This is a genomic window from Streptomyces sp. NPDC055239 (assembly GCF_053606205.1).
Genome location: NZ_JBSGRD010000011.1, coordinates 258,855 through 282,395, shown reverse-complemented (window position 1 = coordinate 282,395; position 23,541 = coordinate 258,855). Strand labels below are relative to the sequence as shown.

Sequence of the window (23,541 nt, the reverse complement as noted above, 5' to 3'; positions counted from 1 at the left end):
TCACCCTATGAATTCGAACCGGACATATTGGACTTGAGGTTCTTACGAAACAGGGACGTCGGCAACCGGGAGCCCGTCTGACCGGCCGGTCTCCGCACGGCAGGTGCGACGCTGGCGGTATGCAGCCACCACCGCAGGACCGCGCTCCTATCGGGGCCACCGCTCCCGCCGGGTCCACCGCGCCCGGCACACCCACACCCCGGGTGCTCGTCGTCGACGACGATCCGACCGTTGCCGAGGTCGTGGCGGGCTACCTGGAGCGCGGCGGCTACACGGTCGACCGCGCCGGGGACGGCCCAGGGGCCCTGGAGCGCGCCGGAGCGTTCCGGCCCGATCTGGTCGTCCTCGATCTGATGCTGCCCGGCATGGACGGTCTCGAGGTGTGCCGCCGTCTGCGTGTCACGGGCCCGGTGCCCGTCATCATGCTCACCGCCCGTGGCGACGAGGACGACCGGATCCTGGGCCTGGAGATAGGGGCCGACGACTACGTCACCAAGCCGTTCAGCCCGCGCGAACTGGTCCTGCGGGTGGAATCGGTGCTGCGCCGCAGCCGTGCCGCCCGCGCTCCCGAGCCCGTCGCCACGCTGCGGGCCGCGGGCCTGTGGGTGGACCCGGCGGCGCGCCGCGCGACGAAGGGAGGAGCCGAACTCGCCCTCACTCTGCGCGAGTTCGACCTCCTCGCCTTCCTCCTTCGCCACCCGGGACAGGCATTCGGCCGTGAGGAGCTGATGCGGGAAGTGTGGGGCTGGGAGTTCGGCGACCTGTCCACGGTCACCGTCCACATCCGCAGGCTCCGCGGCAAGGTCGAGGACGACCCGGCGAGGCCGCGGCTGATCCAGACGGTGTGGGGTCTGGGCTACCGGCTCGACGTAGCACCCCTCGACGTACCACCCGCCGACGTACCACCCCGAGCGGAAGGCTGACCTCCATGCGGGACATCCTGCTCATCGCCCTCTTCGCCTTCCTGGGTGCCGCGAGCGCCGGACTCCTCGGCGCCCTGACGCTGCGCCTGCTCAGGCACCGCTCCCTCGTGGTGTCGATGACCGTCGTGGCGGCCGTCGCGGTGCTCGCGATGCTGGCGGGGACGCTCGCGGTGGCCTGGGAGATGTTCCTGTCACCGCACGACCTGACCGTGGTCACCATCGTCGTGGCGATGGCCGCCGTGGTCTCGCTCGCCACCGCGCTGCTGCTCGGCCGCTGGGTGGTCGCCCGCAGCAACGCCCTGACCCTGGCGGCCCGTTCCTTCGGTGACGGCGGCAGCTTCGCCGCGCCGCCCGAACCCGTGAGCGCCGAACTCGCCGCACTGACAAGAGAGTTGCAGTCGACCAGTGCCAAGCTCGCCGAGTCACGTGAGCGCGAGCGGGCTCTTGAGCGCTCACGGCGCGAACTTGTCGCCTGGATCTCGCACGACCTGCGTACCCCGCTCGCCGGGCTGCGGGCCATGTCCGAGGCCCTTGAGGACGGCGTGGCGGCAGACCCCGACCGCTATCTGCGCCAGATCCGCACCGAGGTCGAACGCCTCAACTCCATGGTGGGAGACCTCTTCGAACTCTCCCGCATTCACGCAGGCGCGCTGGCTCTTTCGACGTCACGCATCTCCGTCTACGACCTGGTGGGCGACGCGCTCGCGGGCGTCGATCCCCTCGCCCGCGAGCACCGGGTGCGTCTCGTCGGCGACAGCGTCGAGGCCGTCCCTGTGGAGGTCGACAGCAAGGAGATGAGCCGCGTCCTCGGCAACCTCCTGATCAACGCGATCCGCCGTACACCGGCCGACGGAACCGTCGCGGTGGCGGCGTCGCGCTCCCCGGACGGCGTGGTCCTGTCCGTGACCGACGGCTGCGGCGGCATCCCCGAGGAGGATCTGTCCCGCGTCTTCGACACCGGCTGGCGCGGCAGCCAGTCCCGCACACCCCCGGCGGGCGCGGGACTCGGCCTCGCGATCGTGCGCGGAATCGTCGAGGCCCACCAAGGCCGGGCGGCCGTACGCAATGTGGCGGGCGGCTGCTGTTTCGAGGTCACGCTGCCGACGGCACGGGGATAGCCCCGTCATCCCTTGGGAAACGGGCGGCGGCTACCCTCGCAGCGGAGCCTTCGCGAAGGAAGCCATCCCCTCGGCGAAGCCCACATCGGCCCGCCACCCGAGCTCCGCCCGCAGCCGCCCCGAGTCCGCCGTGACGTGCCGTACGTCCCCGAGCCGGTACTCGCCCGTCACCGCCGGGGCCGGGCCGCCGAACGCCCGCGCGAGCTCACCGGCCATCTCCCCGATGGTGCGCGGCTCGCCGCTGCCGGTGTTGTACGCCGTGAACGCCCCCGCCGCCCGCTCGCGCACCGCATCGAGCGCCATCGCATTGGCCGCCGCCACGTCGCGTACATGCACGAAGTCCCGCCGCTGGCGGCCGTCCTCGAAGACCTGCGGTGCCTCGCCCCGCTCGAGCGAGGAACGGAAGAACGAGGCCACACCGGCGTACGGGGTGTCGCGGGGCATGCCGGGGCCGTACACGTTGTGGTAGCGCAACGACACCGCACGGCCACCGCTCGCCCGCGCCCACGCGGCGGCCAGATGCTCCTGCGCCAGCTTGGTCGACGCGTACACATTGCGCGGATCGGCGGGCGCGTCCTCGCCCACCAGGCCAGGGGACAGCTCGGCCCCGCAGTCCGGGCAGAGCGGCTCGAAGCGCCCCGCGTCCAGATCGTCCGCCGCGCGCGGACCCGGCCGGACGACGCCGTGCCGGGCGCACTCGTACCGCCCCTCCCCGTAGACCACCATCGACCCGGCGAGCACCAGATTCCGCACCCCGCCCGCGGCCATCTCGGCGAGCAGGACCGCGGTACCCAGGTCGTTGCAGCCGACGTACTCCGGGGCGTCCGCGAAATCCTTGCCGAGCCCCACCATCGCCGCCTGATGACAGACCGCGTCGACCCCGCGCAGCGCGTCCCGCACCGCGTCCCGGTCCCGGACATCGGCGACGGTCCACCGCTGCCCTTCGTGCGGTCGAGGGGGTTCGCGATGGGCGGAGGGCAGCAGGGCGTCGAACACCGCCACCTCGTGTCCGCGCTCCGAGAGGGCTTCGATCACGTGCGATCCGATGAACCCGGCGCCGCCGGTGACAAGTACGCGCATGCCGCCCACGCTAGGCGTGCGGAGCCGGCACGACGATCACCGACGGGGCTCCGTCACGGGTCCGTAAGAACCGCGCGGCGGTGGATGCATCGTGCAGCGTTGGGCCGGGACGGCTGAACTCCGAGGCCCGGATCGGCATACTGCTGCTGTGCCTCGCAATAACCCCTTCTGAAGTCGAGACGCCGTATGGGGGTGGTCCGGATGGCACTTCACACATCCGTCAGGCAGGGCTGTCTGATCGTGCGGATGCCCCCTGAAGTGGACATAGGCAACGCCGAACCGCTCCGCTGGGAGCTGCGTGAGATGTGCCGGACCCGGCTGGACCGCGCCGCGCGGGACGCAGTGTCGGCGGTGGTCGTGGACTGGGCGGCGGCCCCGTTTCTGAGCATGGCCGGGGTGGCCGTCCTCAATGACTTCCGGCAGCGGGTGGACGCGCACGGGGTTCCGCTGTGCTTGGTGGCCTCGCGCAGAGTGGTGCGCGCGGTGCTGCGCATCGTGGGTCTGAACGACGTGCTGCCGATTCACGACACCGTGGAGCAGGCGCTGGCCGGTGGCAGGACCTCCGGCGATGGCGAAGACGAAGGCCGGGGCCGGCCGGAGATAGGCAGGACTTCCTGACGCCGGGGGCGGACGGGCGGTGCGGACATGACCAATGGCGAACGACGGCGCAGCCGAGGGACCCCGTCGAGTCATCTGGGCGACCACCTGGGGCTGATATCCCAGTTCACCGAGCAGGCACGGGTCGGCCTCGAGCAGGAGACCGACACCGCGCACATCTTCATGGCGATCTATTCCGGCTTCCTCGTGGAGGCGGGGGCGGGGATACGTTGGCTGCTGGAGCCGTCCCTGATCGAGCGGGCGATCGTCGCCGTCCGCCGTGCGGCTCCCGAGGCCAGGGGTGCGGAGCGTGACCTGGCGACCCGTCTCCTCGCCACGCTGTGGACGGCGGGCGTCGTCGCCGGTGTCGACACCGAGGACTGGATCCGAAGCGCCCCCGAACTCCCCGAGATCTGTCTGCGCATGGCCGCTCAGGTCGTCGAGGAGAAGGACGCCGGGCCTTGAACGCCTCTTGCCAGGCCGAGTTCGACCAGGTCCTGTGGGCGAAGGCGCAGTTGCTCCGCCGTCGACCGGATCTCCTCGTCCCCCCGTTTGAGGATCGCGGCGGCAAGCTCCGGGGCGATCACCGAGAAGTAACTGTCCGGCGTCGCCCAGAGGTTGTCCGGTGCCGCGAGGGCGAGCGCGCCGCCGGAGCCGCCCTCGCCGATGACCAGTGAGGTGACCGGTACCGACGCGGTGGCGACGGCGGCGAACAGATCGGCGATCGCCGCGCCCGCGCCCGCCCGTTCGGCCTCCGCCCCGTTCGCGGCCCCCGGGGTGTCGATGAGCGTGAGCACAGGAATGCCGAGCCGCCCCGCGAGCCGGACGAGCCGGGCGGCGGTGCGGTAACCGGCGGGTGCCGTCGCCGTCCCGCACTGTGCCGCGTAGGCGACCGTCCGCCCCTCGTGGGACCCGAAGCCGCAGAGCATGCCCGGGTCCGTGTCCCCGCACCGGTCGCCCCGCAGGGGTGCGCGGTCGGTGAAGTAGGCATTCAAGTAGGCGTCGGCGCGCGGTCGTTCGGGGGAGCGGGCGCGGCTCACGGCCTCCCAGCCGGTGGCGGGCAGGTCGGTGCGGCCGAGTGCGTCGGGGGGTTCGGCCGCATCCGGCGTAGGAGAGGACAGCAGCCTGAGGCGCAAGGACAGCGCTTCGCGCAATTCTTCGGGGCGTACGACCTCGTCGATCGCGCCGGCCGCCAGCTGGGCCTCGGCGGTGTACGCCGTCGGATCCGCGTCCGCCGGGCGCACCCGCGACCCGGCGAAGCCGACCTGACTGCCGGGCAGGGCCAGGATCAGGTCGGCGCCCGCACCCAGGGTGGCCCATCCGCCGCCCGTGACCGGGTCGCGCAGGACCGCGATCCGGGGGAGGCCCGCCGCGCCGGTGAGCGCGGACTGCCGTGCCACGCGCTGCAGTTGGACAAGCGCGCGCATGCCCTCCTGCATACGGCTGCCTCCCGTCGCGATCAGCGAGACGACGGGCAGCCGGTGGGCACGGGCGTGACGGTGTGCGGCCTCGAGGCGGTCGCCCGTGCGCTCGCCGAGGGAGCCGCCGAGAAAGCCGAACTCGAAGGAGATGATCACCGCCTGGGTGCCGCCCACGGCGGCGGCGCCGCAGACCACCGACTCGCGTTCGCCGGTGCGTTCCTCTGCGCGGGCGCGGGAATCGGCGTACCCCTCCCAGGCGATCGGGCCGTCCCGGCTCGCGGTGTCGGTGAACTCATGTGCAGGTAGGGGTAGTTCACGGAAACTGTCCTGATCGGCCACGGCGGCGATCGCCGCACGGGCGGTCAGGCGAACGGCCGCCTGGCCGCCGGGCGTGGACTCAGCCATGGAGGGACCGCTTCATGATCTTCCCCATGTCGTTGCGGGGGAGCTCGGGCAGGTAACGCACGATCCGAGGGCGCTTGTGCGGGGCGAGCTGGGCGGCCACATGGTCCGCCAAGTCCTTCTCCGCAGGCGGCTGCTCCGGGTCGGTCGGCACGATCCAGGCGACGATGCGCTCGCCGAGGTCGTCGTCCGGTTCGCCGGTCACGGCGGCCTCGCGTACGCCCGGGTACTCCAGCAGGGCGTTCTCGATCTCGCCCGCGCCGATCTTGTAACCGCCGCTCTTGATGAGGTCGGTGGCCTTGCGACCGACGATGCGCACGTAGCCGTCGTCGTCGCGCAGCGCCATGTCACCTGTGCGGAACCAGCCGTCGGCGGTGAAGGCCGCGGCGGTGGCGTCGGGCCGGTTCAGATACTCGGTGAACAGGTTCGGTCCGCGCACCTCGATCTCGCCGACCTCCAGCGGGTCCGAGGTCTCGGCGCCCGACTCGTCCACGAGCCGCAACTCCACACCGCCCAACGGCACCCCGACCGTTCCGGCGCGCGGTTCGCCGTCGGCCCGCACGCTCGTGTTCATCAGGGTCTCCGTCATGCCGTACCGCTCGACCACCCGGCGCCCTGTCGCCGCCGCGATCCGCTCGTGGTCGTGCACGGGCAGCGCGGCGGAGCCGGAGACCAGGAGCCGTGCGCCGGACAGGGCCTTGGCCAGCCCCGGATCGGCGGGCAGCGCCTCCGCGATGCGGTGATACATGGTGGGCACGCCGAACAGCATCGTTGCCCCGTCGGCCAGTTCGCGCCGGACCCCCTCGATGGAGAACCGGCCCAGGTGCCGTACAGAACCGCCCCGGCGCAGCGGACCGAGGATGCCGAGGATGAGACCGTGCACGTGGAACAGCGGAAGTCCATGCACCAGCACGTCGTCGGACGTCCACTGCCAGGCGTCCTCAAGCGCGTCCAGGGTGGCGGTGAGGGCCCGGCGGGGCAGTACCGCGCCCTTGGGCGGGCCTGTGGTGCCCGAGGTGTAGACGACCAGGGCGGGGGATTCGGGGCCGGGTTCGGCGGGCAGCTCCGACGCCGTAGGGGTGTGGGTGAGCGTGATGTCCGTACGCTCCAACGCCCGCAGTGGTAGGGGGAGTTCGTCGCCCGGCGCCGCGAGTACCACCGTCGGGGCGCTGTCCGCCACGATGTGCCCCAGCTCGCGCTCGCCGACCTTCGGGTTCAGCGGCACCACGGGCACACCGGCGAGCAGCGCGGCCACCACACCGACGGCCGTTTCGAGAGTCGGCGTCGCCCACAGCGCGACCCGGCGCGCCGAGCCGATCGAGGCGGCGAGCGAACCGGCCGTCGCGGCGAGTTCGGCGTACGTCAGTGAACGCTCGCCGAAGCGCAGGGCGGGCAGGTCGGGGCCCGCGACGAGGGTCGGAAAGAGGGGCGGATGGGCAGAACTCACGCTGCGTGTCTCCTTGGTTGTCGTCGATGGTCCTTCGAGGGCCATGGAGGTTCGTCCTACCCGAATCCTGGCACCACGAGGGCGAGCCACACCGCGGCGGGTACGACGGCCACCACGATCCCCCCGTAGACCATCAGCTGCCGGAAGAAGCGTTCCCGGTCGACGTCCGGGGCGGCGGCGAGCACCAGCGCGCCATTGGTCGAGAAGGGGCTGACGTCCACGACGGTGGCGGAGACGGCGAGCGCCGCGATCATGCCGACCGCGCCGATCTCGCCCTGGGCCAGGAACGGCACGGCGAGCGGGATCAGCGCGCCCATGATCCCGACGGAGGAGGCGAACGCGGAGACGATCGCGCCGATGTAGCAGAGCAGCAGGGCGGCCAGGAGCGGGACGCCGATGTCGGAGACGCCCTCTCCGGCCCAGTCGATGGTGCCCATCTCCTCCAGTACGCCGACGTAGGTCAGCACACCGCAGATGAGGAGCACGCTCGACCAGGCGATCTCGCCGACGGCCTTGCGGCTGGACTCGGGCCAGAACGCGCTCAGGATCACGGCCAGGGTGATGGCGCTCAGACCGGCGTCGAGGTCGAAGCCGAGTACGGCGACGACGAGGGCGACCAGGGCGGCGAGCGTGGCGATCTTGGCCGGATCGAGCCCTGAACCGTCCTCCCGCGTGGCCGACTTGGGCTCCTCGCCCATGTCGCGACCGCCCAGTTTCAGCCCGCCGAAGAGGACGAAGACGACCCCGGCGATGAGGAGATTGACGACGAGCGAGGCGAGGAAGAGCGCGATCTCGTTGCCCGGCAGGTTCTCGCGCTCCACGATGCCGTTGACGATGGAGCCGTAGATGCTGATGGGCGAGAAGCCGCCGCCCTGGGCTCCGTGCACCACCATGGCGCCCATCAGGAGCGGGCTGATGCCGTACTGGGCGGCGAAGCTCAGGGCGATCGGCGCGACGATCGCCACGGCGGCCGGACTGACGGCGCCGATCGCGGTGAGCGCCCCGGTGATCACGAACATCACCCAGGGGATCAGCGCTATCCGCCCGCGCACCAGGCGGATGGACGCGTGCACAAGCCAGTCCGTGGTGCCGTTGGCGCGGGCGATCGCGAACAGATAGGTCACGCCGACCAGGACGACGAAGAGATCGCCGGGGAATCCGGCGAAGATGCCGTCCGCGTCGAGATCGGCGGCCAGCTCGCCGACCGCGAAGGCGGCGGCGAAGGCGAGCGCGCCCATGTTGATGGAGCGGGTGGTGGCGATCACGAAGACCACCACGAGTACGAGGATGGAGATGAGTTCGGCGGACATCGTGGGCTCCCGTCCCTGGGGCCGTCCCTCAGTGGCCAAGTGGCTGAGCCAGTTCGGCCGTTGGCGGAACTCAGCGTCGGGGTATCGGTTTCGGCCGTCAAGAGATCGGACGCAAATTGGCTCAGCCAATTGGCCACTCGTCCACTGGGTCGGCCGCTGTTAGGCTGCGAATCCATCGGCAGGGGACCGAAATTCGGCATGGGGACCGAAATGGGGGGTTGGGATGATGGGGGCTTGGGATGTCTGACGCGCTGCGCCCCATGGGCAGGACGAGACTGTACGAGCAGGTGCTCGACCGGCTCCGTGCCTACGTCGGCGAAGGCGGCCTGCGCTCCGGCGACCGGCTGCCTCCCGAGCGCGAATTGGCCCAGCGCCTTGGCGTGTCCCGCGCCTCCGTCAAGCAGGCCATCGTCGTACTCGAAGTGCAGGGTCTGGTCGAGGTACGGCACGGTGGCGGCACCTATCTGGTCAAGGACAGCCTGGACGCCGAGCCCGTCGAGCGGCTCGTGGAGCGCAAGCGGCGGCTGCCCGACGTCCTCGAGGCACGCGAGGCCCTGGAGACCAAGCTCGCCGAACTGGCAGCCGAGCGGCGTACGGACGAGGACCTGCGGGCGATGCGGGGCGCCCTGGACACGATGGCGCGAGAGATCGAGGCGGGCGAGCGCGGCGTCGAGGGCGACCGGCTCTTCCACGCGGCCGTGACCGCGGCCGCGCACAGCGTGCTGCTCGCCGAGTTCATGAACTCCATCGCCGAGCAGATCGCCGAGAGTCGCAACGAGTCGCTGCGCCAGGTGCGGCGCCCCGCCCGTTCCCTCGCCCAGCACCACGCGATCCTCGACGCGATCGAGGCAGGACGGGGCCGGGCGGCGGCGGCCGCGATGCGCAGGCATGTCCGGACGGTCGCGAAGGTGCGGCTGCTCGACTGGAACCCGGACGACGAGGCGAGCGCTCCGGACCACAGTGCTCCGGACCACACCGAGGCGTAAAACCCGACACCTGATACCCGCGGTAACTTCAAGGCCTCACAGGGCTGTTCATCCGCCGTCGCAGACCTCACCATTCTCGGCAGCGCTCACGCGTCACGCGTCACGTCCGTCGGCCCGAGGGGGAACCTGTGCTGCGCCGATCTTCCGTACCGTTGACCATCGCGGCCGCCGCCGCCCTGCTGACGCCGCTGACCACGGCTCAGGCGGAGGAGGCGCCGACGGCCGCCCGCACTCCGGTGATCTTCGTCCATGGCTACAACGCCGACCCGGGTGTGTGGGGTTCCCTGCGCGACGACTTCAAGGCGTCCGGATACACGGACGCCGAACTGTTCTCCTGGGGGTACGACACCAGCCAGTCGGTGAACGAGGTACTCTCCGACAGGTTCGCCGCGTACGTCGAGCAGGTGCGCGCAGAGTCGGGCGCCGCCAAGGTGGACATCGTCGCCCACTCCTTCGGCAGCCTCGTCACCCGCTGGTACGTCAAGTACGGCGGCGGCACAGGGACGGTCGCCCACTGGGCCTCCCTCGCGGGACCCAACCACGGCACCGCCACCGCCTGGGCCTGCGCCGCCTGGTCGCAGGCGTGCCGTGACATGACACCGGGTTCGTACGTACAGGACGGGCTCGCGGAGGGCGACGAGACACCCGGAGGCGTCGCCTACGCGACCTGGTGGTCCCGCTGCGACGAGGTCATCAACCCGGACGACAGCGTGCCCCTCGACGGGGCGGCGAACAACGCGGCGGGGTGCCTGAAGCACAACGACCTGCTGGGGGACGACGGGGTGTCACAGGGGGTGCGGGACTTCGTCGGCGGATAGGCGGGTGACGGAAACAGGTCTCATTTGCCTGTTCCTCCGCTTCTGAACGTGTTGTTCGTGCCGGGCGTCGCACGCGGCCCCGAAGCTGGGCACCATGGATGACGACAACGCTCCCCGGCACACCGGCACCGGCGCCCGCGCCTCCGTGCTCCTGCGCCGTCCCAAGCTGTGGCTGGTGCCCACCGTGCTGACCGGGCTGCTCGCCCTGCTGCTCTCCCTGCTCTACATGGGCGGCATCATCAGCCCGAACCGCGACCTGCGCGACCTGCCCCTCGCCCTCGTCAACGCGGACCAGGGAGAGCCCCCGCCCGGCCAGAAGCAGAACCTGGGAACGCAGGTCGCCCGGACCGTCATGTCCGACACGTCGAGCGACAAGGCCGACTGGCGTGAGCTGACGCGGGCCGAGGCGCAGGACGAGCTGGATTCCGGCAAGATCTACGGCGCCCTGGTCATCCCCGCGAACTTCAGCGACTCGGTCGCCGCGCTCACCACCACGGGCGCGAAGGTGCGGCCGACGATGACGGTCCTGACCAACCCCGGTATGGGCAGCCTCGGGTCCTCACTGGCGAGCAAGATCACCACGGCGGCCGCACAGCAGTCGTCGCAGGCCATCGGCAAGGAGCTGAAGGCAGCGGGCGCCGACAAGAAGGCCGGTGCCACCGCGGGCCTGCTCCTGTCCGACCCCGTCGCCGTCACCACCCAGGTCGGCCACCCCATCGGCGAGAACAGCGGCCTGGGCCTCAGCGCGTTCTACTACACCCTGCTGCTCGTCCTGGCCGGGTTCCTCGGCGCCAACCTCATCGGCATGGGCGTCGACACCGCCCTCGGCTACGCCGACAGTGAGATCGGCCCCTGGCACACCCGTCGCCCGACCGTGCCGATCAGCCGCACCCAGACGCTGCTCCTGAAGATGGCCATGACCGCGGGGATCACGGTCCTGACCACCACCTTGGTCATGCTGGCCACCATCACGATCCTGGGCATGGACGCCACCCACCTGCCGCTGCTCTGGATCTTCTCCTACTGCGCGAGCCTCGCCGTCGGCCTGGGGGTCCAGGCCATCAACGCGGCCTTCGGCGGGATCGGCCAGCTCGTCTCCATGTTCGTCTTCATCGTCCTTGGCCTGCCCTCCTCCGGCGCCACCATCCCGCTGGAGGCGGTCCCGGGCTTCTACCGCTTCCTCGGCATCTTCGAGCCCATGCGCCAGCTCAGCGGAGGCGTCCGCGCCATCCTCTTCTTCGACGCCCGCGCCGACGCCGGACTCGGGCGTGCCTGGATCATGATCGCGGTCGGGAGCCTGGTGGCCGTGGCCTTCGGGTTCGCGATGACCCGCTACTACGACCGCAAGGGGCTGCACCGGATGACTCCGCAGCCCTCGCCCTGAACGCGCGTCAGCGGCTGAGCCGTCAGCGGCCGAGACGTACGCGGGTGAGCAGGTCTTCGCCCGCGGGCCCGGATGCCGACTTGTCGACCACGTACGCGTGTCCTTCGGTCACCTGCACGTGGTTGGGGTTCGCGCCGGTGGCCACGGACCTCACGACGGCTCCCTTGCGCGGGTCGACGACCGTGACGGTGGCGGTCGTGCGGTTGACGGCGAGTACGTGGCCCGAACGCCGGTCGACGGCGACGGACTTGGTGCCGCCGCCGGTGGCCACGGACCGCGTGACCGCACCCTTGCGCAGGTCGACGACCGTGACGGTGCCCGAGGTCTGGTCAGCGGTGTAGGCGGTACGGCCGTTCTTGGAGAGGGCGATCGAGAGCGGCCCCTCACCGGCCGGGATGAGACGCGGGCTCCCGGCGCCGGGGGAGACCTCGATGATCTGGGCGCCGTGGTAGTCGGCGGCGTACACCGCGCCCGTCCGCTTGTTCAGGGTGAGGCCCGTCGGTCCGGTTCCGGGGACCGTGACGCGCTTCTTCTCCTTGAAGGTGGCGGAGTCGAAAGCGACGAGGGCGCCGTCGGCGAAGGCGCTCGCCCACACCGTGTCGCGCCGCTCGTCGACGACTATCTCGCGGGAGTGGTTCACACCGGGCAGCGTGGCGAGGCGCTTGCCGGTGCGCTGGCTGTACACGGCGACGGAGTTGTCGCGGGTGTTCGTCGTCCAGACGGTGTTGTGCTCGTCGTCGACGGCGACACCGTAGACGGACTCGACGGCGCCGGTGACTGCGTCCGTGACCGGCGTCCTGTAGGCCTTCTCCACCTTCAGCGTGTCCGGATCGACTCTCAGCAGCCGCGAGTCGGTGACGGTGGCGGGCGGCTGGCCGACGGAGGACGTGACCCAGAGCGCGTTGTTCCGCTCGGAGTACGCGGACTGGTACAGGCCCTGCCTGAGCGGCGCCGTCACGGTGGGCGAGCCGGTCCTCGCCGTGTCGGCGCCCGCGGTGCCGGTCGACACCAGGGCGCTTCCCGCGGCGAGCGACACGGCGATCGCGAAGGAACGGGAACGGCGGGCCCGGCGGGTGGTTGAGCTCATGCTGCGTCGATCTCCTTGGCAGAGGTGCCTCCGGAGGGAGGCACTCGCCGATCAACTTAGCTGAGCCTTACCTAATCCGTCATTCTCCCGCCTGGTGAGGCAGCCGGTGCTCAGGACAGGCAACCGGCGTGCGCGAGGGCCTGCTTGAGGAGGAGGCCGTGACCGCCCGGCATCTCGTTCTGGACCCCCTCCGACGAGGCCTCCTGCGGACTCAGCCAGACCAGGTCGAGAGCGTCCTGCCGGGGGCGGCAGTCGCCGGCCACCGGGACGATGTAGGCGAGGGACACCGCGTGCTGGCGCGGGTCGTGGAACGGAGTGATGCCGTGCGTCGGGAAGTACTCGGCGACGGTGAAGGGCTGTAGGGAGGCCGGGACGCGGGGGAGCGCCACCGGGCCGAGGTCCTTCTCCAGGTGGCGCAGAAGGGCGTCCCGGACCCGCTCGTGGTGCAGGACCCGGCCCGAGACGAGGGAGCGGCTCACCGCCCCGTCCCGCCCCATTCCCAACAGCAGGCCGATGCTGGTGACTTCGCCGCTGTCGTCGACGCGCACCGGCACCGCCTCGACGTACAGGATCGGCATGCGCGCACGAGCGTCCTCGAGCTCGTCGGAGGTCAGCCAGCCGGGCGTGGTTTCGGTCGTGTCAGACATCGGCTGATCATACGTTCACTGGCTCCCGGCGTGCTGCTCCACTTTCGTCGCGGTGTCGCCGTCGACGGCCGACGCGAGTTGCGGAACCAGGCGTTCCAGCATGTACGGCAGGCTCAGCACCGTCACGAAAGAGACGGAGTTGCCGTAGTCGCTCGACTCCGCGACATAGACCTCGCGGTCCTCCTTGGCCACGTCAAGGTCGGCGTAGAGGGCGTTCTTGCCGAGCTTGGCCTCGTCCTTCGCCGGGTCGGAGGCGATCCACACGATCGCGTCGGTGTCGAGCAGATCGGTGCGCTCCTTGCTGATGTTGGCGCCGAACTCGTCACCGATGACCTTGTCCAGATCGCTCGGCAGAGTGAAGCCGAGACCGGTGAGGACCCGGGAGCGGGGGTCCTGGCTGCCGAAGGCGAAGATTCCCTCGTACGGGGTGGCCATCACGGCGCTCGACCCGGCGAACTCCGGGTTCTCCTTGGTCGCGTTCTTGAAGTCGGCCTCGACACCCGTCACCAGCTTCTTGGCCTTGGCCTCCTGCCCGAGCGCCTTGCCGATGGTCTCGGTCTGCTGCTGCCACGGGACTCCGAAGTCGTTGTACTCCTTCGGCTGGGCCACCACCGGGGCGAACTTCGACAGGGTCGCGTACTGCTCCTTGGTCAGACCTCCGTAGACGGCGAGGATCAGGTCAGGGCGGAGCGCGGCGATCTTCTCCGTCTGCGGGCCTGTGCCGGTGTCCTTCAGGACGGTCGGCGCCTTGGCGCCGCCGAGAGCGTCGGTGGCCCAGGGGCCGACGGCGCCCTTGTATCCGCCGAGCCACTCGGTGGTGCCGACGGGCACCTTGCCCAGGGCGAGTACGGCGTCCTGGTCGGTGAGGCCGACCGTGACGATCCGCTGGGGCTCGGCCTTGACGGTGGTGCTGCCGTACTTGTGCGCGATGCTCACCGGGAAGGCGCCGTTCTTGGACGCGGCCTCGTCCGAGCCGGTGCCGGTGCCGGTGTCGGAGTCGTCGCCGGAGCCGCAGGCCGTGGCGGCGAACAGGAGGAGTGCGGCGGCGAGTGCGGTGGCGAGGCGGGTGCGGCCGGGAGCGCGTCTGGGAGAGCCGGGCATCAGTCGTCGTCCTTCACGGTGGTGGTGTCGGGTCCTGCCTGGTGCGTGGGGGGCCTGTCGGTCGCGGTACGGGTGCCGGACCACGCCTGCCAGAGGGAGGCGTAGGGCCCGGATCCTTCGCGCAGTTCGTCGTGGGTGCCGCTCTCCACGATCCGGCCGCCCTCCATGACGACGATCCGGTCCGCGGTCGCGGCCTGGGTGAGGCGGTGCGCGACGACGAGCGCGGTGCGCCCCTCGATCGCCCGGCCCGCGGCCTTCTCCAGGAGGCGCGCCCCTGTGCTCCCGGCCTCGGCCGTCGCCTCGTCGAGCACGGCCACCGGCGGATCGGCGAGGATCAGGCGGGCCAGGGCCAGTTGCTGGACCTGGGCGGAGGTGAGGCGGTGGCCTCCGTCGCCCACCACGGTGTCCAGAGCGTCGGGCAGGGCTTCGACCCAGTCGAGCGCGTCGACATCGGTCAGCGCCGTACGCAGCTCGTCGTCGGTGGCGTCGGCACGGGCCAGGCGCAGATCGTCCGCGAGCGGCCCGGCGAACACGTGCGTCTCCTGGGTGACCAGGGCCACCGGAAGGCCCTCGCCCCGGGCCCGGGTGCCGCTCAGGTGCACCGAGCCCGAGGTGGGCCTGTGCACCCCCGCGATGAGCTTGGCGAGGGTGGTCTTGCCCGCACCGCTCGGGCCGACGAGGGCCACCCGCTCCCCGGCCCGGAGCGTGAGGTCCACGTTCTGCAGGACGGTCCTGCCGGGTATGTACGCGTGGTCGATGCCGGTCACGGTGACGGTGCCGTCCGGTGCCGCATCGACCGGCTTCTCCCGCGCCTGCGTGGGTTCAGGTGTCGGCTCGTCGGCGACCCCGACGAGCCGGGCGAGCGAAGCGGTCGCCGACTGCGCGTCGTCCAGGAGTACGAGTGCGGAGTTGACCGGCGCGAACAGGCTGTGGAAGTAGAGCGCGGCGGCGGTCGCGGTGCCGATGGACACGGAGTCCGCGCGGACGAGGAGGAAGCCGGTGACGAGCACCGCGGCGAGGCCGGTGTACTCGGCGACGTGCAGGCGGTTGTAGAAGTCGAGGACCAGGCGTATGCCGCGCATCTTCAGCCGGACCGCGGTCGACGAACGCCGGGTCACCCGCTCGGTGTGCTCCTTCTCGATGCGAAAGCCCCGCACCGTGCCCGCCCCTGCGATGGTGTCGAGCAACTGTTGCTGCTGTGCTCCGGTGGCGATGCGCTGCTGGGCGTAGAGGGGGACGGCGTGCCGCACGTACCAGCGGGCGGTGGACGCCTGGACGGGCACCGCGAGGAGGGCCGCGAGGAAGAAGCGCCAGTCGAGCGCCGCCATCGCGGCCAGCGTCAGGACGATGGCGAGCAGGGAACGGGCCAGCTCGGGCAGGGCGTCGCGCACCGCGTCGCCGACCACCGAGACGTCCCGGGTCACCCGGGCGGTGAGGTCTCCCGCCCCGGCCTTCTCCACCTGCTCGAGAGGCAGCCGCAGGGCCTTCTCCACGAACCGTTCGCGCAGCTGCGCCAGCACGGTCTCGCCGAGCCGGGAGACGAGCGAGAGGCCGAGCGCGGTGGTTCCGCCGTGCGCGAGGGCGACCAGGATCAGCAGGACGACCGGGAGCGTGAGGTGTCCCGGCGGGTGCCGATCGGCGACCAGGTCCACGATGCGGCCCAGGATCGGCTGGACGAGCAGGCCTATGCCGGTCGCCGCGATCATCACCGCGAAGCCGCCGAACGCCAGGCCGCGGTGCGGGCGCACAAGGTCGCGGACCGCGGCGCGGGTGCGGGGCGCGGTGGCGGTGGGGAGCAGCTCGCGGGTTTCCGGATGCTGCTCGGACGAGGTCTCGCTCATGTCGGCGCCACCGTGCTCGTTCATGCCAACACCGCCGTGCGATAGGCCTCATGACGCTGGATCAGGTCGGCGTGCGGAGCCGTGTCGGTGACCCGGCCTTCGTCCAGAAGTACTACTCGGTCGGTGACCGAGAGCAGTGCGGGGCTCGTGGTCACCAGGACCGTGGTGCGCCCCTTGCGGATCTCGCGGAGACCGGCGGCGATGCGTGCCTCGGTCACGGCGTCGACCGCGGTGGTCGGATCGTGCACGACCAGGACGGGCCGTTCGGCGGCCAACGCCCTTGCCAGGGCGACGCGTTGACGCTGCCCGCCGGAGAGCGAGTGGCCGCGCTCACCGACCGATGTGTGCTCGCCGTCCGGCAGTGTCTGGGCGACCTGTGCCACTCCGGCGGCCGCCATGGCCGCTTCCGGGTCGGTGGCGTCGGGCGAGGCGGCCGTGACGTTCTCGCGGACGGTTCCTTCGAAGAGGTCGGCGTCGTGCGCGGCGACCAGCATCGCCGTGCGCAGCTCGGCCGGGTCGAGGTCCCGCAGCGGTATGCCGTCCAGCTCCACGGTCCCGGTGTCGGGATCGGTCTGCCGGGCCAGGCAGCGCAGCAGATCGGTGGCGTGCGCGGGGTCGGTCGCGACCACGCCGAGCAGTTCGCCGGGCGCGACGTCCAGGTCCACTCCGCGAAGGCCGCCGTGCCGTACGCCGTCGAGCCGGACCGCGCCGCGTACCGGCTGGGGCAGGCTGCGGTCTCCGGCGGTGATGGTGGGCGGGGTGGCGACGACCTCCGCGATCCGGCCGGCCGACGCCCGGCCCTGGGCGAGCTCGGCGTTGACCCAGGCGAGCACCTCCAGGGGGCCGAGGAGGAAGAGCGCGAGCCCGACCGCCGACACCAACTCGCCCAGACTGATGCTGCCCTGGGCGGCCAGCCTGCCGCCCACCAGGGCGACGGCGGCGATCAGGCACCCGGTGAGCGCGAGGACCACACCGCTCTGGAAGGCCTGCGCGCGTGCGGCCTTCAGGGTGGCCCCGAGGGAGTCGCGGCTCGTGGTGCGGTAGCGGGCGATGGCCGCCGACTCACCGCCGATGCCCTTGAGTATCCGCAGGCCCGTCACGAGGTCGGCGGCGATGGCCGACGCGTGCGCCGCGCGCTCCTGCTCGGCCTCGCTGCGGCTCTCCAGGGGCTTGCTCAACAGATGCCCGAGCCAGAGAAGCACCGGTGTGCCGAGCAGGACGACGAGGCCGAGCATCAGCGACATGCGCAGCAGGACGACGGCACAGGTGAGGATGCCCGTCAGTGCCGAGATCCCGGCCATCAGGGCCATGTTGACGGCGCCGACACGCTTGGCGTCCTCGGTCGCGATGTTGGCGAGCGCTCCCGGCAGCCTGCCGTCCTCGGCCCCGCCGCCGGGATCGAGTACGCGTCGTACGAGAGAGATGCGCAAGGTGTGCTCGGCCTGGGCGGCGGCCCGCTCACCGGCCATGGCGCCGAACCGGAAGCTCAGTGCGAGCGCCACATAGCCCACGGCGAGGACGCCGAGACAGATCAGCAGGGCGCCGGTGTCGGAGTCGGTGACGGCCTGGTCGATCGCGACACCGATCAGGACGGGGACAAGCGCCTCGCCTATCTGATGGCCGGAACCGAGCACCGCGCCGCGGGCGACGTCGCGCCGCTGCCCCCGTACGGACTCTCTCAGGACGTCCCGCCCCGACGGACTTGAAGAACTCACCCGCCACCTCTCCAGGGCCGGACAATGAAGATCTGGGCAACGAAAATCTAGGTGAGGGTACCCTAAGTTAGTTCCCCGTGGTGCCGCCCCATGGGAATGACGAGCGGGGTGCCGCTGACCGGGTCCGGGGTGATGCGGCACCGCAGCTCGAAGACGTCCCGCACGATGTCGGCGGTGATGACCTCGGCCGGGGCGCCTTCCGCCACGATCCGCCCCGCTTTCATGGCGACGACGTGGTCGGCGTAGCGGCAGGCCTGATTGAGGTCGTGCAGCACCATCACGACGGTGCGGTTCTCGCGGCGGTTGAGGTCGGTGATCAGGTCGAGCACGTCGATCTGGTGCGCCAGGTCGAGATACGTCGTCGGCTCGTCCAGGAGCAGTACGGGGGTGCCCTGGGCGACCGCCATGGCGATCCAGGCGCGTTGGCGCTGCCCGCCGGAGAGTTCGTCGACGGGACGGTCCGCGAGATCGGTCATGCCGGTCGCGGCCAGCGCCTCGTGGACGGCGCGCTCGTCGGACTTCGACCACTGCCGCCACCAGGTCTGGTGCGGTGAGCGGCCGCGGTTGACCAGATCGATGACGGTGAGGCCCTCCGGGGCGACCGGGCTCTGCGGCAGGATGCCGAGGCGCTGGGCCAGCTCGCGGCTCGGTATGGAGTGCAGCGCGCGGCCGTCCAGATGGACGGCGCCGTCACGGGGCGCGAGCAGCCGGGCCAGGGCGCGAAGGAGGGTGGACTTGCCGCAGGCGTTGGCGCCGACGATGGCCGTGATCCGGCCCGGCGGGACGGACAGGTCGAGGCCGTCCACCACGATCCTGTTGCCGTAGGACAGGCGCAGATCACTGGCGCGCAGGTCCACCTCGGCGGCCGGCGCGGGGCCGGGCGGCGCGGGGTCGGTCGACATGGGGCCGGTCGACAGAGAGTCAGCCGACATGGGATCAACCTCCTGAGCCCGCGCGGTTGGCGCGGGCGAGCAGCCAGAGCAGGATCGGCGCGCCGAGCACGCCGGTGACGATTCCGACCGGCAGTTCCGTGCCGGGGACGAGTGTGCGGGCGATGAGGTCACTGCCGAGGACCATCACCGCCCCGGCCAGACCCGAGGCGAGCGTGGGCGGCCACGCGGTGCGGGCGAGGCGCTGGGTGATCTGCGGGGCGGCGAGCGCCACGAAGGCCACGGGTCCGGCGGACGCGGTGGCGAAGGCGACGAGCCCGACCCCGGTGAGCAGGACGGCGAGGCGCACCGGCTGTACGCGGGTGCCGAGCCCGGTGGCCACGTCGTCACCGAGTTGCAGGGTGCGCAGCAGCCGCCCGAGCAGCAGCGCCGTGGGCAAAAGCACCGCGAGCGCGATCGCGAGGGGCCCGACCTGGGCCCACGTACGGCCGTTGAGGTTGCCGACCAGCCATCCGAGGGCGGCCTGCGCCTGGAACCGGCCGCCCTTGGCCACGAGGTAGTCGGTCGCGCTGGTGCAGATCCAGGCCACTCCGATGCCGACCAGGATGATGCGGTAGCCGGTGGCGCCGCGTCGCCAGGCGAGTGCGTACACGACCAGCGCCGTGACAAGGGCGCCGAGCAGGCCGAGGGTCTGGGTGCCGAGGCCGCCGTCCCAGCCGAGGACGATCCCCGCGACGACGGCGGTGCCCGCGCCCTGCGTCAGGCCGATCATGTCGGGACTTGCAAGCGGATTGCGGGTCATGGTCTGGAACAGCGCGCCGGAGACACCGAAGGCGATCCCGGCGAACAGGCCGACCAGGGCGCGGGGCAGCCGCAGTTCCTCGACCACGAGTACGGTCCCCGGGTCGCCGGAGCCCACCAGCGCGCGTACGACATCGGCGAGGCCGATCGGATAGTCGCCCATCGAGAGGCCCCAGCAGAACAGCAGGAAGCCCGCGACGGCGAGGCCCGCGCTCAACGCCACGAGCCGGGGACGGAGGATCCCGGAAACGGGCGGCAGGGTCAGCCGGTAGGTCCGGTAGGAGCGCAGAGAGGAGTCGGGCGAGCGAAAAGAGGATTCTGGCGCGGCTTTCGAACTGCCCATCCTCACACCTCCGACAGCTGGCGGCGGCGGACCATGGCGATGAAGAACGGGCCGCCGATGAAAGCGACGACGACACCTGCCTGTATCTCGGTGGGCCGCGCGACGACCCGTCCGACGATGTCGGCGGCGAGCAGCAGGCACGGCGCGAGCACCGCCGAAAGCGGAAGCAGCCAGCGGTGGTCCGGGCCGATCCCGGCCAACTGGGCGAGGACGCGGGCGACATGCGGGACGACGAGCCCGATGAAGACGACAGGACCGATCACCGCGACCGCCGCACCGGTGAGCAGCGTGACCGCCGCGACGCCCTGGAGCCGGATCAGGCCGAGCCGCCGCCCGAGCGAGGCCGCCACGTCGTCGCCCAGGGCCAGGCTGTTGAGGGCCGGTGCGCACGCCAGGGCGAGGGCCGCGCCCACGGCGACGAAGGGCAGGATCCGCAGGACCGTGGCGCCGTCCTGGTCGGCCATCGACCCTGCCGAGAAGAACCGGTAGCGGTCGAGCGCGTCGGGGTCGGTGAGCGCGATCGCGCTGGTGAGGGAGGAGAGCAGCGAGGTCACCGCGACACCGGCGAGCGCCAGTTTGACCGGTGTCAGGCCGGAGCGCCCGAGTCTGCCGAGGAGGTAGACCACGACGCTCGCCACGAGAGCGCCCGCGAAGGCGAACCAGACGTACCCGTGGAACGAGCCGACGCCGAGCACCCCGACGGCGAGCACGATGGCGAGGGACGCACCGGCGCTGACGCCGAGGATGCCCGGGTCCGCGAGCGGATTGCGCGTCAGGGCCTGCATGAGCGCACCGGAGAGGCCGAGGGCCGCGCCCGCCGCGATGCCGAGCGTGGTGCGGGGCACGCGTGCGGACCAGACGATGTTCTCCACGAGTCGGCTCGGCGCATGGCCGAACAGCGCCCGCACGACCTGGTCCGGCGGAATGCTGGCCGCGCCGAGGGCGATCGACAGGACGCAGAGCACGGCGAGGAGGGCGCAGAGCAGCGTCACGAGAAGGGCGGGTCGGGCCCTTTTGCTCAGTGTCACCTAGCGGTCTCCAACAGCCAACTCCCTTGGATGAGGCGGGACTTGGGCGCGGTCGAGGGTGTGAATTCCGCCAAAGCCGGGCCGGGCGATTAGGTTACCCTAACTTTCCGGCCATCGTCGGTGCGTGCTCCCGTCGCTGCCGTTTCCCTCCAGGCCAGGCCCCTGCGGGCCCCTAGGCTGCTTACCGGCACCCGCACCTACCCCCTGGAGCGCACACCGTGTTCGACCCCGCACCCGAGTACCCGTACCCCGACGCCCACCGGGCGGACGAGGCACCGGAACCGCACGCGCTGCTCGCGCCCGTGCTCGGCCTCCTGGGCACCTGGCACGGCAAGGGGCAGGGTGAGTACCCCACCATCGAGGCGGACTTCACGTATGCCCAGGAAGTCACCTTCACCCACGACGGCCGCCCCTTCCTGCACTACGAGGCGCGGGCCTGGCTCCTTGACGCCGACGGGGCGCCGCTACGGCCGTCCGCGCGGGAAAGCGGCTGGTGGCGGCTGCAGCCCGACGGCCGCGTGGAGGCACTGATCACCCAGCCGACCGGCATCGCGGAGATCGCGGTGGGGCACGCGACCGGCGACACGGTCGACCTCTCCACCAGTGAGGTGGCCCGCACGCCCACCGCCAAAGAGGTCGAGGCCACCCGTCGCCGCTACGAACTGGAGGACGTGGACACGCTCACCTTCGTCCACGACCTCGCGGCGGTCGGACAGCCGCTGCAACACCACCTCGCGGCACGGCTCCACCGCCGCACGGCGTAGCCGCCGCACAGTTCCGCCTCTCCTGTACGTGGCCCGAAAGCGGCCTTGACCGAGGCTCGCCAAAGTCTATGGTCTGGACTAATCGGCCATCGTGAACATCTGGCCCCAGCACTGCCCCCAGCACTTCACGCACACCCCCACCCCAGCGTCGTGAAGGAGTTACGCATGCACAGGAAGCGGAAGATAGCCGCCGTGATCGGTGCGGGCCTCGCACCCGTCCTCGCCCTCACCCTGCCGACCGGTTCGGCCAGCGCGCACGGATACGTCAACGCACCGGCCAGCCGGCAGGCGCAGTGCGCGTCGGGCACGGTCTCGTGCGGCGAGATCAAGTGGGAACCCCAGAGCGTCGAGGGCCCCAAGGGTCTGCGCAGCTGCAGCGGCGGCAACTCCAGGTTCGCCGAGCTCAACGACGACAGCAAGGGGTGGAAGGTCAGCGACGTCAGCAGGACGCAGACCTTCACCTGGACGTTCACCGCACGGCACCGCACCGCGAACTACGAGTACTTCGTCGACGGCACGAAGGTCGCGACGATCGACGGCGGCAACCAGCAGCCGCCGGCCACCGTCCAGCACCAGGTCAACCTCGGCAGCGCCACCGGCAGGCACAAGGTGCTCGCGGTCTGGAACATCGGCGACACGTCGAACGCCTTCTACGCGTGCATCGACGTGAACATCCGCTAGGGCAGGCGTTCTTGCTCGAAATTGCTCTGGTCATGGCCCTATGAAGTGATACGTCCTCTGGTTACCCTCCGCCGCATGATTTCCACGGTTGTCTGGGGTACCGGAAATGTCGGCCGAGCGGCCATCCGTGCCGTCGAGGCCCACCCGACGCTGAAACTCACGGCCGTGCTCGTCCACCATCCCGACAAGGTCGGCCGTGACGCGGCCGACCTTGCCGGGCTCGACGGGCAGTTGGGTGTAGCGGCGACCGACGACATCGAGGCGGTCCTTGCCACGACGCCCCAGGCCGTGGTGTACGCGGCCTCGGGCGACCTGCGCCCCGACGAGGCCCTCGCCGACATCGGCAGGGCGATCCGGGCCGGAGCCGTCGTCGTCACCCCCGCCCTCTACGCGCTCTACGACCAGCGCAACGCCCCGCCCGAACTGCGGGACCCGATCCTCGCCGCCATCGCGGACGGCGGCGGATCCCTCTTCGTGTCCGGCGTGGACCCCGGCTGGGGCAACGACATACTGCCGCTCCTGATCAGCGGACTCGGCAGCACCGTCGACGCGATCCGCTGCCAGGAGATCTTCGACTACTCCACGTACGAGCAGGAGGATTCCGTACGCCACCTGATCGGCATGGGGCATCCGATGGACTACGAGCCCCTGATGCTCGCCGAGACCATTCCGACCATGGTGTGGGGCGGCCAGATCCGGCTGATGGCCAGGGCGCTCGGCGCCGAACTCGACGACATCCGCGAGACGTTGGAGCGACGCGCGCTCGACACCTCGGTGAGCACCCGGACGATGGGTGACTTCGAGGCGGGCACCCAGGGCGCGGTGCGGTTCGAGGTGCAGGGCATCGTCGGGGGCGTCCCCCGCATCGTCATCGAGCACGTCACCCGCATCCACCCGTCCTGCGCGCCGGACTGGCCGACGCCGCCCGACGGAGCCGGAGCGCACCGGGTCATCATCGAGGGCCGCCCGCGCATCGAGGTGACGGTCGAGGCCACCGACGAGGGCGAGAACCGGTCGGCGGGCGGCAACGCCACCGCGGTCGGCCGGCTGGTCGGCGCCATCGACTGGCTCGTGGACATGGAACCCGGACTCTACGACGCGCTCGACGTCCCGCTGCGCCCCGCGACAGGCAAGCTCGGAAGGAGCAAACAATGAGC

At 71.2% G+C, this 23,541-nt stretch carries 22 protein-coding genes; 10 read left to right on the top strand and 12 right to left on the bottom strand.

All coding sequences use genetic code 11. The annotated features are described in order from the left end of the window. The first annotated feature begins 119 nt into the window (after nucleotides 1-119). Together ACWFRJ_RS31330 and ACWFRJ_RS31325 are read left to right on the top strand one after the other, a co-directional pair. Nucleotides 120-923 carry a response regulator transcription factor gene (locus tag ACWFRJ_RS31330; protein ID WP_453538345.1) on the top strand — a complete coding sequence of 268 codons (804 nt, stop codon included), beginning with the start codon at nucleotides 120-122 and terminating at the stop codon, nucleotides 921-923. Nucleotides 924-928: 5 nt separating this feature from the next. After that, complete coding sequence (locus tag ACWFRJ_RS31325) at nucleotides 929-2,041, top strand: sensor histidine kinase (RefSeq protein ID WP_453538342.1); 1,113 nt, start codon at nucleotides 929-931, stop codon at nucleotides 2,039-2,041. A gap of 30 nt (nucleotides 2,042-2,071) precedes the next feature. Here the strand turns inward: ACWFRJ_RS31325 and ACWFRJ_RS31320 are convergent, their stop codons facing one another. Continuing rightward, nucleotides 2,072-3,121, bottom strand: coding sequence for an NAD-dependent epimerase/dehydratase family protein (locus ACWFRJ_RS31320; protein ID WP_453538339.1), 1,050 nt, complete (start codon nucleotides 3,119-3,121; stop codon nucleotides 2,072-2,074). A 201-nt stretch (nucleotides 3,122-3,322) separates the two neighbouring features. Between ACWFRJ_RS31320 and ACWFRJ_RS31315 the strand changes: the two genes are divergently transcribed. Further along, nucleotides 3,323-3,739, top strand: coding sequence for an STAS domain-containing protein (locus ACWFRJ_RS31315; protein WP_453538336.1), 417 nt, complete (start codon nucleotides 3,323-3,325; stop codon nucleotides 3,737-3,739). Between the two features lie 27 nt (nucleotides 3,740-3,766). Then, a complete protein-coding gene (locus ACWFRJ_RS31310; protein WP_453538333.1) occupies nucleotides 3,767-4,183 on the top strand; it encodes a hypothetical protein in 417 nt (138 codons plus the stop codon). Here ACWFRJ_RS31310 and ACWFRJ_RS31305 read toward each other — a convergent pair. The 3 genes from ACWFRJ_RS31305 to ACWFRJ_RS31295 are packed head-to-tail and all read right to left on the bottom strand — an operon-like array spanning nucleotide 4,150 to nucleotide 8,298. Then, nucleotides 4,150-5,544: a carboxyl transferase domain-containing protein gene (locus ACWFRJ_RS31305; protein WP_453538330.1), complete on the bottom strand. Its 1,395-nt coding sequence runs from the start codon at nucleotides 5,542-5,544 to the stop codon at nucleotides 4,150-4,152. The genes ACWFRJ_RS31310 and ACWFRJ_RS31305 overlap by 34 nt on opposite strands. Then, nucleotides 5,537-6,988: an acyl-CoA synthetase gene (locus ACWFRJ_RS31300; RefSeq protein WP_453538327.1), complete on the bottom strand. Its 1,452-nt coding sequence runs from the start codon at nucleotides 6,986-6,988 to the stop codon at nucleotides 5,537-5,539. The genes ACWFRJ_RS31305 and ACWFRJ_RS31300 overlap by 8 nt, the downstream gene beginning before the upstream one ends. A 56-nt stretch (nucleotides 6,989-7,044) precedes the next feature. Beyond that, nucleotides 7,045-8,298 (bottom strand): SLC13 family permease, encoded by a 1,254-nt coding sequence (locus ACWFRJ_RS31295; RefSeq protein WP_453538324.1) that lies wholly within the window; start codon nucleotides 8,296-8,298, stop codon nucleotides 7,045-7,047. Between the two features lie 239 nt (nucleotides 8,299-8,537). Between ACWFRJ_RS31295 and ACWFRJ_RS31290 the strand changes: the two genes are divergently transcribed. From ACWFRJ_RS31290 to ACWFRJ_RS31280, 3 genes are all read left to right on the top strand, one after another. Continuing rightward, nucleotides 8,538-9,284: a FadR/GntR family transcriptional regulator gene (locus tag ACWFRJ_RS31290; RefSeq protein ID WP_453538322.1), complete on the top strand. Its 747-nt coding sequence runs from the start codon at nucleotides 8,538-8,540 to the stop codon at nucleotides 9,282-9,284. A gap of 131 nt (nucleotides 9,285-9,415) precedes the next feature. After that, nucleotides 9,416-10,102, top strand: coding sequence for an esterase/lipase family protein (locus ACWFRJ_RS31285; protein WP_453538619.1), 687 nt, complete (start codon nucleotides 9,416-9,418; stop codon nucleotides 10,100-10,102). 94 nt (nucleotides 10,103-10,196) lie between these two features. Continuing rightward, the gene (locus tag ACWFRJ_RS31280; protein ID WP_453538319.1) at nucleotides 10,197-11,486 is read left to right on the top strand and encodes a YhgE/Pip domain-containing protein; all 1,290 of its coding nucleotides are present in this window, start codon (nucleotides 10,197-10,199) and stop codon (nucleotides 11,484-11,486) included. A 22-nt stretch (nucleotides 11,487-11,508) separates the two neighbouring features. On the opposite strand, the gene ACWFRJ_RS31275 is transcribed toward ACWFRJ_RS31280, so the two are convergent. From ACWFRJ_RS31275 to ACWFRJ_RS31240, 8 genes are all read right to left on the bottom strand, one after another. Beyond that, complete coding sequence (locus ACWFRJ_RS31275) at nucleotides 11,509-12,573, bottom strand: YncE family protein (protein ID WP_453538316.1); 1,065 nt, start codon at nucleotides 12,571-12,573, stop codon at nucleotides 11,509-11,511. Between the two features lie 110 nt (nucleotides 12,574-12,683). Then, entirely contained in the window at nucleotides 12,684-13,220 is a 537-nt protein-coding gene (locus ACWFRJ_RS31270) for an NUDIX hydrolase family protein (RefSeq protein WP_453538313.1), read from the bottom strand. Nucleotides 13,221-13,235: 15 nt separating this feature from the next. Next, entirely contained in the window at nucleotides 13,236-14,321 is a 1,086-nt protein-coding gene (locus tag ACWFRJ_RS31265; protein WP_453538310.1) for an iron-siderophore ABC transporter substrate-binding protein, read from the bottom strand. Then, nucleotides 14,321-16,162 carry an ABC transporter ATP-binding protein gene (locus tag ACWFRJ_RS31260; RefSeq protein WP_453538616.1) on the bottom strand — a complete coding sequence of 614 codons (1,842 nt, stop codon included), beginning with the start codon at nucleotides 16,160-16,162 and terminating at the stop codon, nucleotides 14,321-14,323. Before ACWFRJ_RS31260 ends, ACWFRJ_RS31265 begins: the two co-directional genes overlap by 1 nt. 20 nt (nucleotides 16,163-16,182) lie before the next feature. After that, entirely contained in the window at nucleotides 16,183-17,877 is a 1,695-nt protein-coding gene (locus tag ACWFRJ_RS31255; RefSeq protein ID WP_453538307.1) for an ABC transporter ATP-binding protein, read from the bottom strand. A 62-nt stretch (nucleotides 17,878-17,939) separates the two neighbouring features. Then, nucleotides 17,940-18,779 (bottom strand): ABC transporter ATP-binding protein, encoded by an 840-nt coding sequence (locus ACWFRJ_RS31250; protein ID WP_453538614.1) that lies wholly within the window; start codon nucleotides 18,777-18,779, stop codon nucleotides 17,940-17,942. Between the two features lie 34 nt (nucleotides 18,780-18,813). Then, nucleotides 18,814-19,911 (bottom strand): FecCD family ABC transporter permease, encoded by a 1,098-nt coding sequence (locus ACWFRJ_RS31245; RefSeq protein WP_453538304.1) that lies wholly within the window; start codon nucleotides 19,909-19,911, stop codon nucleotides 18,814-18,816. 2 nt (nucleotides 19,912-19,913) lie between these two features. Further along, a complete protein-coding gene (locus ACWFRJ_RS31240) occupies nucleotides 19,914-20,933 on the bottom strand; it encodes a FecCD family ABC transporter permease (RefSeq protein ID WP_453538611.1) in 1,020 nt (339 codons plus the stop codon). Nucleotides 20,934-21,157: 224 nt separating this feature from the next. On the opposite strand from ACWFRJ_RS31240, the gene ACWFRJ_RS31235 reads away from it, so the two are divergent. From ACWFRJ_RS31235 to ACWFRJ_RS31225, 3 genes are all read left to right on the top strand, one after another. After that, on the top strand, nucleotides 21,158-21,703 hold the full coding sequence (locus ACWFRJ_RS31235; protein ID WP_453538301.1) for an FABP family protein: 546 nt from the start codon (nucleotides 21,158-21,160) through the stop codon (nucleotides 21,701-21,703). 165 nt (nucleotides 21,704-21,868) lie between these two features. Continuing rightward, a complete protein-coding gene (locus tag ACWFRJ_RS31230; protein ID WP_453538298.1) occupies nucleotides 21,869-22,384 on the top strand; it encodes a lytic polysaccharide monooxygenase auxiliary activity family 9 protein in 516 nt (171 codons plus the stop codon). A gap of 75 nt (nucleotides 22,385-22,459) precedes the next feature. Continuing rightward, the gene (locus tag ACWFRJ_RS31225) at nucleotides 22,460-23,539 is read left to right on the top strand and encodes an NAD(P)H-dependent amine dehydrogenase family protein (RefSeq protein WP_453538295.1); all 1,080 of its coding nucleotides are present in this window, start codon (nucleotides 22,460-22,462) and stop codon (nucleotides 23,537-23,539) included. Nucleotides 23,540-23,541 lie beyond the last annotated feature (2 nt).